This window comes from Candidatus Electrothrix sp. (assembly GCF_052785085.1).
In genome coordinates this window covers 1-13,411 of record NZ_JALAAI010000108.1, presented here as the reverse complement: position 1 = coordinate 13,411, position 13,411 = coordinate 1, and the positions used below count along the sequence as shown (strand labels likewise).

The window sequence follows — 13,411 nt, the reverse complement described above, 5'->3', positions numbered from 1 at the left end:
TGTAGGAAGCGCAACGCCTGTCCGTGGAAATATCTCGCTGAGGTTATCACGGCTCGGCGCCAGGGGCTGGATGTGCCTCCTCTGCCTCTTGCTGCGTAAAAAAAATGAGAGGGGTCTGAACGGTTACCCTGCCGGTGCAGATACCACTGAAGCCACCCCTCCCTTTTTAACCTCCCCGCAATCTCAACTGTCCAATGCCCGGATGATTCCCTGGCAAGGTGTCCTGACCGATGAGATTACTCAACAGAACAAACAGCCTCCGGGGTATTGTCTGCATATCCTGGCAGGAAAACAGCCGGGCGGTATCTTTTACATGCGGGCTGTCAGAAAAAGAAAATGCGGGCAGATTTTTTAAAGAAGGGGACTCACCTTTAAAAGGTGGGTGCCATGCTTTTAATTCCAACCCCTCACCTTTAAAAGGCGGACGCCATGTTTTTAAAGGTAAGCTCTCATCTTTAAAAAGTGGACGCCATATTTTAAAAGGCGGGCACTATATTTTAAAAGAAGAGGTCTCTCTTTTTTAAGTTGAGACCTCATTTTTTAAAACAGGGTCGTGACTTTTTAAAAGTCATGGCTTACTTTAAAAAGGCGAGGCTTGGATTTTAAAAGGTCAGCTGCCGCTGAAAACAGTGTCAGCCCCCTGCAATGGAAGATTCATGCTGCGAAAATAAAATGTACGCATTATCTTCCTGGCGACGATTTTCTCCACCTTTCCTGGTCTTCCTGCTTCAGTTTTAAATCCCAATCTCCTTTGATCTGGAAACAGGCGATACATATTTTGCTCCTCCTGCGAAAAAGCCTGAACTCACCTTGTTATGATTATTGAAAATTAATTGAATGCACAGTGTAAAAAAAACTGTACAGGTGGTGTAAATAACTGTACAGTGGAGACATAAGTGAATGTATATTTTGTTTTCCTGCCCTGTAGGAGTGGGATGAGAAAAGATCTCAGGTCCAGGTTGGCACGCAAGTTCATCAAAAACGGTTTTAGCAAGGTCTATGTTCTTGAAGGAGGATGGCGAAAATGGAGAGCTGACGATTTTCCTGTTGAAAAAAAGTAGCTCATTTTGTTTGCAGAATTCACGTTATCGCAATCCTGTCTCCACAGATTATTCCAGACCAGTTAAAAGCCACAATTAACCAGGCTCAGTAAATTTATAAAGGAGGAAATACCATGAAAAACTTTCTGCTGCTCGTTGTTGCCGTTGTATTAGGGATAGGTGGTGCTGCCCAGGCCGCTAATGTTCAAACCATAAGCAAAGAAGAACTCAGGGACAAGCTGGGTTCCTATGAGTACACAATTTTAGATGTGCGGGCCGAATCGCATTGGAACAGCAGTGATAATAAGATTCCCGGTGCAATCCGTCTCCCAGGTGAACAAGTTGACATTTGGGCTGAAAATTTCCACAAAAATACGCCATTGGTTCTTTATTGCGCCTGTGAAGGACTGGGCAGCAGTGGCCATTTAGCCCGTCAGCTTATGGAAAAAGGTTTTACCCATGTTTATGTCCTTAATGGTGGCTGGAATGAGTGGCTCCTGAACAGCTATCCAGTTGCTCATAAGTAGGCTGAAAGAGGAAAGGGCCTTTTTTTAGTGTAGCGGGATGAGTTTGTCCTTGGCAAGGCCTCGTCCCTGTTCCTGATCCGCCTCCCTGTAGCAAATGCGGATAGTGCTGTCTGGCTCAATCCCCAGCTGATAATAAGGTAAACGTACTGTTACTGTATCCCCGGATACAGTGACAGCGTTTTTATGCTGTTTCCCCAAAGGTTGCCTTTTGTGATTATCAATCTGATAAAGGCTTACTTTCAGTCCGCCTGAAACAGTGTTGTCCTCTTCCTGTTGTGCCACAATCCGTACCTGTACATCAATATCATATCCTTTTCTTTTCTGTTGTTGACCAAAAGGCGTGCCGCCAGTTGTCCGGTCAATGTCTGTATCCAGATAAAAACTGATCAAAGAATCAATATCCCCTTCCTCAACTGTGAGGAAATAGGAATCAAGAGGTCGGGTCATGGTGGTGGTGAGTATGAGTTCGCCCTGATCGCCTTTTGCTGAAACCTCTTTTACGTCAAGAAGAGGATTATGGGCATCTCCTATAGGGTCTCGCCAGATCAGAAGTCCATCCACTGAGGGAAGCTGACGAACAATTGGAGGCTTTGTTGTTTTCTCATCAATGGGTTTTTTTGTATCGGGTTGAGATTGGGGAAAAATATCTTTTCCCAGGGTTGTGTTAACCTCTTTTTGCACCTGTGTGATAATTTCAGGAAGCTGGGGGCCAAGGGCCACAATAGTGCCGACAAAGGCAAGCAGAGGGAGCAGGAAGCCAAAAACACCAAAAAGAACCCAGAGCCAGCCAGTGCTGGTGGGAGGTTCCCCGTCTTCAGCGCATTCTTTGAGATCATGGTAGATGCTCACCATGGCAAGAAGAAGAAACGGGCTGAAGAGCAAGGAAAGTACTGGTCCTGCTCCAGGGATCAAGCTAAGCAGGCAAAGAACAATCCCAATGGGAAGAAGTTTTATAAAGGTGTTCCACCAATGGCCTCGTATGTAGAAGCGACTGGCAAGGATTGCATCAATGCCTGGTCTGTCCTCTTTAATCATGATGCAAAAGCACAGGGACATGGAGAGGCTGAGAATCAGGCCGGGCAGGATGAAAAACGTTAACCCTGCTATGATGATACCGATATAGAGGCTTGTGATCCACAGGAGTGGAAAAACGTATTTCCAGCTTGTGATGAGTCCCTTGCCAATACTAATCTCGTCCCGAACAGTGACAGTCAGGGTCGCAGCATGACACCAGCTTATCAGGAGGATCGTTAGAAGAAAGAGCAGAGCGCCTGTGCCGACAACTATCGGATTGAGCAGGATTTCCTTGAGGTCACCTGCAAAAAAAGGTTGGCCTCCTAAAGAAATAAATGCTGCTGCTCCGCCACTGGCGAGGATGATAATGCTCAGAAGGAGTGCCAGCAATGCAACAAGAAAAATGGAAATGACCCTGCTGGTATACAGATCCCATGCCTCCGAAAAAACGTCTTTTATGCTTTTAAGTTGATACGTCCCCATACAGTCTTTCCTTGTCACATCATTCAGGTAGTGATTTTTCAGGTCACTTGATTATTCAACCAGACGTCGCACCTGCTCTTCATCTGCTCCATTCAACAGGATCTTTTTCATTCGGCTCTGCAAACCACTTTTAATGGTGACAGCAGATTTTGGAATTTTTAAAGATTTTGCCCAAAAAGCAATAACGGCTTTATTGGCCTTACCATCCACAGGTGGTGCTGTGAGCCGTAGTTTTATGGCATCATCATGCAGGCCGACAATGGCATTTTTGCCTGCCTTGGGTTGCACATAGAGAGAAAGCAGAAGGCTTCCGTCAGGTTGGGTTTGCAGGTAGGGCATATTGCGAGCTTGTATTTTGTTAATGCAAAGAGGCACCGATACTCATTAAGGTAGGTACAATAAAGCTTTGTAAGAAAATAAGCCCAAAAATGAGCAGCATAGGGCTGAGGTCAAGCCCGCCCATGGGTGGCAGATAGCGACGGATTTTATCTAAGACCGGATCAGTAACCTGGGCAAGAAATCGGACAATAGGGTTATAGGGATCTGGATTAACCCAGGAGATAATGGCCCGACCAATGACAATCCAGATATAAGCAGAAAAAGCAATGTTAATAAGTTTGGCCAGGGCCAGCAGAAAGTTTCCAAGTATAAACATGAGATGTATTGATGTATCGTAAGAGTAAAGGGTTTAAGGTTAATGGCTTGTATCTGTTCTCCCGTTCCCCGAGGGGGAGGGATGGGAGTTATATGGCACGATCTCAAAGATCAATTCTCTTTCTTTTTCAGGAGAACATCCTGACAGATTATTTATGATACATGAGGAGGCATAGGGAGTAAATAGCTTTAAAAAAAAAGTTAAAAAAGCTGATCATACTAAATATGCATTTTGTTGGGTCCGGGAGTCATTTCGCATCTTCCTGCTTACTCTTGTTGACTCCTACACTGTTCCTGTTTTCTTTCATTGGTCATCTCTTTTTGCTGGAACTTTCACCCTATAACAAAAAAAAATCATTCCCTTGAAGAAAAAATAATGCTATAAGTAAGCCCTTGTGCCGTCACAGGGGCGGGATGATCATGTAGAGCAAATGAAAAAAAGAAAGATGAAAGATGAAACGATTTAAACTTATAGAAGATACAGAAGGTACTGTTAAAGATGATATCCTCTCTGGGGTAACGGTGGCTATTGCTTTGGTTCCGGAAGCGGTTGCCTTTGCCTTTATTGTCGGTGTTTCGCCTGTTGTTGGCCTGTACGGAGCCTTTATGATGGGCTTAGTTACAGCTGTTATTGGTGGGCGTCCAGGGATGATCTCCGGGGCCACTGGAGCCACAGCAATAGTTTTGGTTTCCCTGGTAAAAACAGGTACTGATATGGGAGGCGAAGGGGCTGGTTTGCAATATCTCTTTGCGACGCTGTTGTTGGTTGGGGTGTTGCAGATCCTGGCCGGGGTTTTCCGTTTTGGCAAGTTTGTCCGGTTAATTCCCCATCCGGTCATGATGGGCTTTGTGAATGGTCTGGCAATAGTTATTTTCCTTGCCCAGCTTGACATGTTCAAGGTCAATGGGGCATGGATGCAGGGAAAGCCGCTCTATACCATGCTTGGACTGGTCGGCCTGACTATGGCTATTCTGTATGTGTTTCCCAAAGTGACGAACAAGGTGCCAGCAGCCCTTGTTGCTATTATTACTGTGGCCTTGCTGGTCATCTTTACAGGGATTGAGACGGAAACAGTCTTGTCCTTTGTCCAGGCAAAAGGTGGGGAAGGCATTAAGGCTGGTTTGCCCTCCTTTAACGTCCCGGCTATTCCTTTGAATCTGGACACCCTGTCTTTTATCTTTCCGTATGCTGCCATCATTGCGGCAATAGGTTTGATTGAATCCCTGATGGCGCTCAATCTTATTGATGAGCTGACCAATACCCACGGTAATGCCAATAAGGAAAGTATTGCTCAGGGATCAGCTAATATTGTCAATGGCTTTTTGGGAGGCATGGGCGGCTGCGCTATGATTGGTCAGAGTATTATTAATATCAAGTCAGGTGGGCGTGGACGTCTTTCCGGGATTGTGGCAGCACTCGCCCTGCTTCTGTTCATCCTTTTTGGCTCCTCATTGATTGAGATGATCCCTGTGGCTGCCTTGGTGGGCCTGATGTTCATGGTGGTTGGCGGCACCTTTGCCTGGAGTACCTTTAGTGTGTTGGATAAAATTCCTTTATCCGATGCCCTGGTTATTCTCCTGGTCACAGTATTAACGGTGATTTTTGATCTGGCCATTGCTGTGTTGGCCGGGGTTATTGTTTCTGCCTTGGTCTTTGCATGGGAAAACGCCCTCCGTATTCGGGCGAGAAAGCATATTGATGAAAACGGGGTCAAGCATTATGAGATCTTTGGCCCTCTTTTCTTTGGTTCTGTGCAGATGTTCAACAGTAAGTTTGATGTGGAAAATGATCCAAAAGAAATTATCATTGACTTTAGGGAGTCCAGAGTGGCTGATCATTCCGGGATTGAGGCTATTAATAAACTGGCCCAGAAATATGAGCAGGCAGGCAAGAATATCAGTTTGCTTCATCTGAGTCCTGATTGTCGGAAACTTATCCATAAGGCAGATAAGCTTATTCAGGTTGATATCATAGAAGACCCTGAGTACACGGTTGTTGTGGATGGATTTGAAGATTATTCGCCAGTTTAAAGACCTTCCTTTTCAGATTGTCCTTTTCAGATTGTAGGGGCAGGCCCCTTGGCCTGCCCGCCTGCTTTTAATACCTTTAATACCTCTTTCCTGTATACCCTCCCCCTCTGAGTTCTGATTGAACAAGCTTAATTTCGGTGTAATCAAGTGGATCAACCCAACCATTGATGCGGGCATCTTTCAGTATTTGATCGCTTGGTTGTAACACCCTGAGTGCTGCTGCAATATAAGAGGCCAGTTTCTTGTCCACAGTAGCGGTTTTAGCCAGCGGAAATCCTGGGTACAGCTCTGTTGAACAGGCATAAGGAAAGTCAGCATATTTTTTTTCGTTGAGAATCTTTACCTCGCTCATGTCAAGATACCCCCTTCTTGCCATGCGCTCCAGAAGACTGGACGGGATGGTGCCAGCGTCAACCTGGCCGTTCAGGACAGCCCTTACCACAGCACTGGGTTTATCGTAGAAACGCAGGGTATGGAGAAAGGGGTAAGGATCAATCCCGGTATCACGAAATTCTTTTTCTGCCATTTGCCAGCCCCCAAAAGACCAACGCTGAAGGGCCCCGAATTTTTTGCCGCTGAGATCATCTAAGCTATGTACCTGATCATTTGTTGACCGGGTAAAGAGGACTGCTCCTACTGAATCTGCGCTGTTCAGTTTCATGGTCAATACTTCACTGGCACCATACTGTTTTTTGGCACTCATGAACATGGAGGGATCAGCAGTGAAAAAGTCCACCTTTCCCTCTTTAACAGCGGGTAAAACACCCTCAAACTCCAAAGGGATGATAGTGACTGGTCTATCAATTGCCTGGGTAAGATATTCTTCAGTTGCCTCCCAGCGTTTTTCAAAGCCCAGCGGTCCTCTCCAGGAAAGGATTCCTATCCTGACTTCATCATCGCTTGTTGTTTTTTTCAGAGCAGCAAAACATGGTGTGATAACAAAGAGTAGCAGAGTCAATACTGCCAGAATTTTGTGTGTCATTGTCTCCTCCTTTCTTAAAAACTGAGTAGTTTTGCATCCTTTTTTGACCACAGAGTAAATCTTTGTCTTCTGAGTGGGTCGGACTGAAGGAGTGCGGGAGGAGAACAAAGGCAAGCTGAAAGAGTAACTCTTGCGAGTCAAGAGCTTGTCCTGATGCGGATTTCTTGTTTAACCATGTCATAGATGCCATGATGCGACATTGTTAAACAACAAGAAGTTATGGTAACCCGGCGGTCTCCTCCCGAGAGATCCGTGGCTTTCCGACACCGCCTCGCAACGGCTGTGGCTTTATCAATTTCTTGTTTATATGATCAGGAAAGTGGGTAAAAAAGTCAAGTTTATTTATAATTGGCGAGCTTTTTCTCTTGACTCTTTCTTTTGGAAGTTAAAATGGTTGAATCGTCTTTTAGTTCAAAGAATACTGTTCCTCGATATAAAAACATTTATAACAATATGTTGAATAGATCAAGCTGGCCCATCATGTAGTGGGGTAATTTTTTGCACAAAGCAGGTGTGAGTATAAAATACTCAATGACGAATTTTGCCTGTATAAAAAATAACGTGAAGGCCAAGCCTTGATCATCTGATCGCCTGTTGCCGCCAAAGAACTCACCCGGAAGAGATAATCTCCAGCATCCTTGCCACCACCTCATCCGCATTGAGGGAGGAGGAGTCAATCAGAATCGCATCTTCCGCCATAACCAGCGGGGCAATAGTGCGCTCCTGGTCGTTTCGGTCGCGTTCAATGATCTGGGCCAGGGTCTCCTGCTCATCCACCTCCTGGCCTCGTTTACGTAACTGGGCCACCCGGCGGCGGCATCGCTCTTCCGGTGAAGCATCCAAATAAAATTTCCAGGCCGCCTGGGGAAAGACCATCGTACCGGTATCCCGTCCATCAGCCACCACGCCACCGGCCTGTCCCATTTCCTGTTGCATCACGGTCAGTCGCTTCCGTACCGCCGGAACAGCAGAGACCTTGGAGGCGACCATGCTCATCTCAGGCATTCGGATGGCCGCGCTGACGTCCTCATCTCCGAGAAAAACCCGCACATCATCATCCTCCTTTTCCGGTGGGAGGAGACGGAGATCCAGCCTGCCCAGCAGCGTGTTCAGTGCCTCCTGGTGGGCAGGATTGTCCACTTCAATACCGGCCTGGGCACAGGCATAGCCCACGGCCCGGTACATAGCCCCGGTGTCCAGGTAGGTAAAGCCCAGTTTGGCGGCTACTCTACGGCTAACCGTGGATTTGCCCACCCCGGAAGGGCCGTCAATGGTGACGACCCGTAGTTTATCCGACTTCGTGTTGGTTCCCTGTTCAGGTATCTGCTCAGACATAACCCAGCTCCTTGAGACAATCTTTTAACGCAGCAACAAAGCGTTGGTTCTCCTGCTCCGTACCGATGGTTATGCGGATGAAATGGGGATAGCCGTAGGCCTTCATGGAGCGGACAATCACACCTTTATAGAGCATGGCATCGTAGAGAGCCGTGGCATCGCCCTGCACATCAATGAGAAAGAAGTTGGTGCAGGAGGGGTAGGGAACGCAGCCCAGGACCCGGACCTGCTCAGAGAGCCATTCCCGACCCGCAGCAGTGCCGTTGATGGTTTTTTCATAATGCTCAATATCGGTTAAAGCGGCCAAGGCCCCTGCCTGGGCAGGCAAATTGATGTTAAAGGGCTGGCGGACCCGATGGAGCAGGGAGGCGATCTCCGCATGCATGATGCCGAAGCCCACCCGCAGTCCGGAAAGACCGAATGCCTTGGAAAAGGTGCGCAGGGTCACCACCGCCGGAATGCCCTCGGTTTCCCGGATCAGGGAGAGAACATCAATGCGTTGTTCCGGCTCGACAAAGTCGATATAGGCTTCATCCAGCACCACAACCACTTCCTCGGGCAGCTTGCGGAGGAAGACAGCAAAGTCCTCCTTGCCGACCAGGGTGGCGCAGGGATTATTGGGGTTGTCCAGAAAGATGAGCTTGGTGTGCTCGGTCACGGCGGCGGCAATGGCCTCCAGGTCGTGGACCATGTCCTTGAGCGGAATCACCACGTTGGTGCCGCCCCGGACCTGGACGAATTTCTGGTACATGAGGAAGGAGGGGTGGCTGGTGATGACCTCGTCGTCAGAGCGGATAAAGGCCTTGACCAGGAATTCAATCACCTCGTTGGAGCCGTTACCCAGGATGATCTCTTCCGGGGCAGCACCTGTCCAGTCGGCCAGGGCCTGGGTGAGATGATAGCTGGATCCGTCCGGGTAGCGATGCAGGTTGCTCAGGGTTTCCAGAACTGCTGCCACGGCCTTGGGGGACGGTCCCCAGGGGTTTTCGTTGGAGGCCAGCTTGATGGAATCTTTGATGCCGTATTCGCGTTCCAGTTCCTCCAGCGGTTTGCCCGGGGGGTAGGGGATGATTTCGGCGATGTTGTTCGGGATGTTGAGTTTCATTATAGTGTAGTAAGAGCCATTTTATTGTTTGTTTCCGGCCGGAGCGGGCGGAAGGAATAGTCAAGAGAAGTATAGACAACTATCGTATGTTTTTGGAAAGTTCAAGGGGAAAGAGTGCAGGGGGCGGGATGTTCAAGCAGGTTGCTTTTTATATTGACAGATCGCTCAATAATTCTTCTCTAATTTCATTCAGTAAGTAAGTTTTTTCGCATCCTTCCGCTTCACATACTTCCATTTCTCCAGTGAAAAGCCACGGTAGCCATTCATTAATCAGTAAGTCCATGGCTTCAGGTTGTAATACATAATCTGTCAGCTCATACGAATTATAATGTTTTCCAATTGGCTGTATATGGTCAAGTCTTAAAATGGATGTTTTTGTTTCGGACGGAATAGGCAGGATGTCCCATATGTATTGTGGATATTCACATTTTTTTATTCGTTCAACAAAGGGTTCATACCATTTGCTTTGTCCTTTTTTTTCAGCTCCGTAGTATGGTGCGACAGTTATTGTAGGGCTTACGTGCGAACCTGGTTTCATACTTGACCTTAATTGCTTGGGTATTTCAGGTCCGCCGTCTCCAAGCACTAATGCAGGTCTTTTTTTGGATCTATGTACAGTATAACATTCCTCGCGGAAATACGGCAGAATAGCTGTCGGGAGATTTTTCATCGGATTGTAAGGATTTCTTATGCGAAGATCGGCTATTTCGTAATTAATTTTATTATGATTTCTGGCTTCATCCTCAAGTCTTCCGACGGGGATCATTGATTTGGGCATGATGTCAACGTGTGGAATGAAAGCCCATATCAAGCGGCCTGGTGTTAAGGTTTTGTCTGTTTTTTTGTCCCACCAGTTTTTATCATCAAAAAATTTCTGAAGCGTACCGTCAGGGTAAGTCACAATCTTTCCTCCAATCTTTGCTCCACGCACTTTGAGAAATTTGTAATATACCTTTATGGTCTTCCATTTCTTCTAGAGAAAAATCATTATTCATTTCCATAACGCCATTTAAAAACACTTCGTCATATCTTGGCGGAGTGGGGATAATAGTTTTTTTGTTTGCTTTTCTTTGTTTAATTTTTTCCCTTATACTGATAATCCTTTCTTTTCTCTTCTTTTTTCCTCGAGTTGTCGTCTTGTTCTCGAACGTTTCAACTTTCTCCTCTTTCGGAACTACGACACTTCTAAACTGCAATTTTTCTCCGGGACGTGCGTTTGTCATGGGAGGTGTAACATATACATAGTGTAAAAGATCATAGGTATCTGAACTAAATCTTTTTATATCCCTATTTAAAAGAGGATATATTTTGATTGGAAGTTCTTTTGTTACTTCATCCGGGAGTATATCTTTTATTGACCAACGCACGGCATCATTTGTGTATTGACTTGGAAATGTTCTTTCAATAGCACCGATGTTTTGAACTGCATTTGGTATTTCGTCCCTGTATAAAGCAAGATTCCAAGGTCCAAAATGGTAAAACTCCCAGTCTATGCCAGTATACGTATCTCCACCTGATTCTTTTGCGTAATACATATCAGCAAGATACAGATACTTAATTATATGTATAGGGCCGAGTTCGCGCCTTTTCCAGTCTTCATTCTGGCTTGCAACGGCTAACATATATTTTATTAAATTCTCTATCCGCTGAGTATTCATTGTATTGGTACGACTGGGGCTAGCTAATAATTATTCTTCTTTTTAAGGTACGAAAAAAAGGTACTTTAACACAAGTAGTAACTTGCTTTCAACAAAATTGTATTAAGTGTACTTCTCTATTTTATAGCTTTTAGCTGAAATTGCAATAAATTATATCGAAAACAAGCAGGTGAGTGCGCAGTACGTGACTTGGTTTTTTCTCTCCGTCCTGTAGTTCGTTTCAGATCCTATTCTCTGGAATATATGAAAAGATAACAGAAAAACAAGCTGGCGAATCCCGGCTCCATGAATCCCACCCAACAGAGCACCGCAGTCACCGTATTGCTCGGATCCCTCTCACCGGCCTTGTTCACCGCGATAACCCGATATTCCCACTCCTTGCCGCACTCCTGCTTATTCAGGGTGAGCTTGATTTCCAGAGCCGCGCCGACCATCATCAATCCTCAGCTCAGCAGATGCTTCCCGCCGTTCAACCCGGTAAAAGCCAGAAGAAGAGGGGATAGTCCATATTTTTCAAGTTTACCATTTAATCATGACAGGGTATAGTAAACTCATTATGAGCATCACACAAGATCAAGTATGAGGAAACGTGCTCTACTGTCAAAGCTATGTCCACCAAAGAACGCTACATCAATCTGTTTACCGATTACGGATTCAAAAAGATCTTCGGTGAAGAACCCAACAAAAATCTACTCCTTGATTTTCTCAACGAGCTGCTCAAAGAGGAGCAGGGCGAAATCCGGGATCTGACCTATTTGAAGACGGAACAGCTCGGCGACACCGATATCGACCGCAAGGCTATCTTTGGTCTCTATTGCGAGAATGAGCGGGGTGAGAAATTCATTGTCGAACTCCAGAAGAGCAAGCAGAATTTCTTCAAGGATCGCGCTCTCTATTACTCCACCTTTCCCATCCGCGTGCAGGCGGAACGCGGCGACTGGAATTTCAAACTCAAGGCCGTCTATACTGTGGCTATTCTGGATTTCGTTTTTGATGAGGACAAGGATCAGCCGGAGAAATACCGCTATGATGTCAAGCTTTCGGACATTGAAACGAACAGGGTGTTTTATGACAAGCTGACCTTCATCTACCTGGAAATGCCCAAGTTCAGTAAAGAACTGGACGAGCTGGAGACCCGGTTTGAAAAATGGCTCTACGTTATCAGGAATCTGAACAGGTTGGAACGGATACCGGATACCTTACGGGAACAGGTCTTTGAGCAGCTCTTTGCCACGGCAGAGATTGCCCGTTTTACTCTGGATCAGGTGCGCTCCTACGAGAAGAGCCTCAAGTATTATCGGGACATGAAAAATTCCCTTGATACGGCCTTTGATGAGGGGAAAGAAGAAGGAAAAGAGGAGGGAAGAGAAATAGGGAAGGCGGAAAATCAGCGTGAAACAGTTGCCAGAGGGCTGAAGCAGGGACTTGATAATACAATAATAGCTGACTTGACCGGCTTGTCCATGGAGGCGATTGAAAAGATTGCTCAGGAGATCCATGAGGAGGAACAATAAGGAAGTTCAATCCTGTCTTTTCAGTGCGGCACAAACACCATCACCGTCTTACTCAGCTCACTCTCACCGGCCTTGTTCTCCGCAATAACCAGGTACTCCCGTTCCTTGCCGCGCTTACTTGGGTTCTCTTGTGCTCCTGAGAAAAATTCAAAGAACTTTATTTATGAGTAGATACCAAAAACGAAAGACATCCATACTTATCAGTGACTTTGATGGCACAATGACCCAGCGTGATTTTTACGAGCTGCTCTGTTATAAATTTCCGCACATTCTCCAATTGGGGGCGTGGGAACAGTACGAACACAATGAAATTACGCATTTTGAAGCTCTACAGCGCATGTTTGCGTCGATCAAAAGTGATGAAAACACCCTCTTGAGCCTGCTGGATGAGATGGGGGTAGAGCCAAGACTTAAAGAACTTGTAGACAGTCTTGCACAAACAGGATGGGAGGTAACCATTGTTTCAGCAGGGTGTGCCTGGTACATCACCAAACTACTTGCTCAAAAAAATGTTGATATTCCTGTCCATTCCAATCCAGGACGTTTTGTTCCGGGACAAGGGTTAGAAATGACCTTACCGCTTCATTCCCCTTTTTTATGTCAAGATATCGGAATTAATAAAGCTGCTGTTGTTAAACATGCGCTCCAGAACTACAAGCGTGTTGCTTTTGCTGGAGATGGTCAGCCTGACCTGGCTGCGGCTTTGTTGGTTGAGCCCGATAAGCGTTTTGCAAAAGGCTGGCTTGCAAATAAATTGTGTGAGGTTAATCAAGAGTTTCATCCTTTTGAACATTGGTCAGATGTGGCTGAAGCTTTGCTCAAAGAGGCTCGCTCGTCATGATAAGAAACACTTCAATAAATATTCCAACACTGGTACGCATTAAACCAGGTGCTCTTGACCGTATCGGAGTTTATGCCGCCAGAGGCCAGTTTACAAAGGTTCAGCAATTCCCGAACCCCTCTCAAATGCTGAAATAGCATAGTTGAACAAAAATATTTTCGTAAACATTTTTTATTCGTGTTTGACATATCAAACGTTTTGGGTCAATACTCTCTGCAAAAAAAATG

Annotated in this window: 15 protein-coding genes and 1 riboswitch; of the genes, 6 read left to right on the top strand and 9 right to left on the bottom strand. The window is 46.0% G+C overall.

Features of this window, described 5'->3' with window-relative positions; translation table 11 throughout:
• The first annotated feature begins 88 nt into the window (after positions 1-88).
• The 3 genes from L2082_RS15000 (at position 89) to L2082_RS14990 (ending at position 1,567) form a co-directional block, all read left to right on the top strand.
• On the top strand, positions 89-355 hold the full coding sequence (locus L2082_RS15000; protein WP_446011916.1) for a hypothetical protein: 267 nt from the start codon (positions 89-91) through the stop codon (positions 353-355).
• A gap of 562 nt (positions 356-917) precedes the next feature.
• Entirely contained in the window at positions 918-1,061 is a 144-nt protein-coding gene (locus L2082_RS14995) for a rhodanese-like domain-containing protein (RefSeq protein ID WP_446010663.1), read from the top strand.
• A 113-nt stretch (positions 1,062-1,174) separates the two neighbouring features.
• Positions 1,175-1,567 carry a rhodanese-related (seleno)protein gene (locus L2082_RS14990; protein ID WP_446010659.1) on the top strand — a complete coding sequence of 131 codons (393 nt, stop codon included), beginning with the start codon at positions 1,175-1,177 and terminating at the stop codon, positions 1,565-1,567.
• Positions 1,568-1,591: 24 nt separating this feature from the next.
• Here the strand turns inward: L2082_RS14990 and L2082_RS14985 are convergent, their stop codons facing one another.
• The 3 genes from L2082_RS14985 to L2082_RS14975 are packed head-to-tail and all read right to left on the bottom strand — an operon-like array spanning position 1,592 to position 3,719.
• Positions 1,592-3,064, bottom strand: a complete 1,473-nt coding sequence (locus tag L2082_RS14985; protein WP_446010658.1) for a hypothetical protein — start codon at positions 3,062-3,064, stop codon at positions 1,592-1,594.
• A gap of 51 nt (positions 3,065-3,115) precedes the next feature.
• Positions 3,116-3,403 (bottom strand): DUF167 domain-containing protein, encoded by a 288-nt coding sequence (locus tag L2082_RS14980; RefSeq protein WP_446010657.1) that lies wholly within the window; start codon positions 3,401-3,403, stop codon positions 3,116-3,118.
• 19 nt (positions 3,404-3,422) lie between these two features.
• Positions 3,423-3,719 (bottom strand): YggT family protein, encoded by a 297-nt coding sequence (locus L2082_RS14975; protein WP_446011915.1) that lies wholly within the window; start codon positions 3,717-3,719, stop codon positions 3,423-3,425.
• Positions 3,720-4,171: 452 nt separating this feature from the next.
• Between L2082_RS14975 and L2082_RS14970 the strand changes: the two genes are divergently transcribed.
• Positions 4,172-5,749, top strand: coding sequence for a SulP family inorganic anion transporter (locus tag L2082_RS14970; protein WP_446011914.1), 1,578 nt, complete (start codon positions 4,172-4,174; stop codon positions 5,747-5,749).
• A gap of 76 nt (positions 5,750-5,825) precedes the next feature.
• Here the strand turns inward: L2082_RS14970 and L2082_RS14965 are convergent, their stop codons facing one another.
• The 6 genes from L2082_RS14965 to L2082_RS14940 all read right to left on the bottom strand — a co-directional run bounded on the left by L2082_RS14965 (position 5,826) and on the right by L2082_RS14940 (position 11,266).
• Positions 5,826-6,731: a phosphate/phosphite/phosphonate ABC transporter substrate-binding protein gene (locus L2082_RS14965; protein WP_446009842.1), complete on the bottom strand. Its 906-nt coding sequence runs from the start codon at positions 6,729-6,731 to the stop codon at positions 5,826-5,828.
• A 218-nt stretch (positions 6,732-6,949) separates the two neighbouring features.
• Positions 6,950-7,028: riboswitch (cyclic di-GMP riboswitch) on the bottom strand.
• Between the two features lie 312 nt (positions 7,029-7,340).
• Complete coding sequence (gene cmk, locus L2082_RS14960; protein WP_446009841.1) at positions 7,341-8,066, bottom strand: (d)CMP kinase; 726 nt, start codon at positions 8,064-8,066, stop codon at positions 7,341-7,343.
• Positions 8,059-9,171, bottom strand: coding sequence for a histidinol-phosphate transaminase (gene hisC, locus L2082_RS14955; RefSeq protein WP_446009840.1), 1,113 nt, complete (start codon positions 9,169-9,171; stop codon positions 8,059-8,061). Before hisC ends, cmk begins: the two co-directional genes overlap by 8 nt.
• A gap of 148 nt (positions 9,172-9,319) precedes the next feature.
• Entirely contained in the window at positions 9,320-10,072 is a 753-nt protein-coding gene (locus L2082_RS14950; RefSeq protein ID WP_446009839.1) for a hypothetical protein, read from the bottom strand.
• Complete coding sequence (locus L2082_RS14945; RefSeq protein WP_446009838.1) at positions 10,059-10,793, bottom strand: hypothetical protein; 735 nt, start codon at positions 10,791-10,793, stop codon at positions 10,059-10,061. The genes L2082_RS14950 and L2082_RS14945 overlap by 14 nt, the downstream gene beginning before the upstream one ends.
• A 263-nt stretch (positions 10,794-11,056) precedes the next feature.
• Positions 11,057-11,266 (bottom strand): hypothetical protein, encoded by a 210-nt coding sequence (locus L2082_RS14940; protein ID WP_446011913.1) that lies wholly within the window; start codon positions 11,264-11,266, stop codon positions 11,057-11,059.
• A 171-nt stretch (positions 11,267-11,437) separates the two neighbouring features.
• Between L2082_RS14940 and L2082_RS14935 the strand changes: the two genes are divergently transcribed.
• Positions 11,438-12,343: an Rpn family recombination-promoting nuclease/putative transposase gene (locus tag L2082_RS14935; protein WP_446009836.1), complete on the top strand. Its 906-nt coding sequence runs from the start codon at positions 11,438-11,440 to the stop codon at positions 12,341-12,343.
• Positions 12,344-12,506: 163 nt separating this feature from the next.
• A complete protein-coding gene (locus tag L2082_RS14930) occupies positions 12,507-13,184 on the top strand; it encodes an MtnX-like HAD-IB family phosphatase (protein WP_446009835.1) in 678 nt (225 codons plus the stop codon).
• Positions 13,185-13,411: the final 227 nt, after the last annotated feature.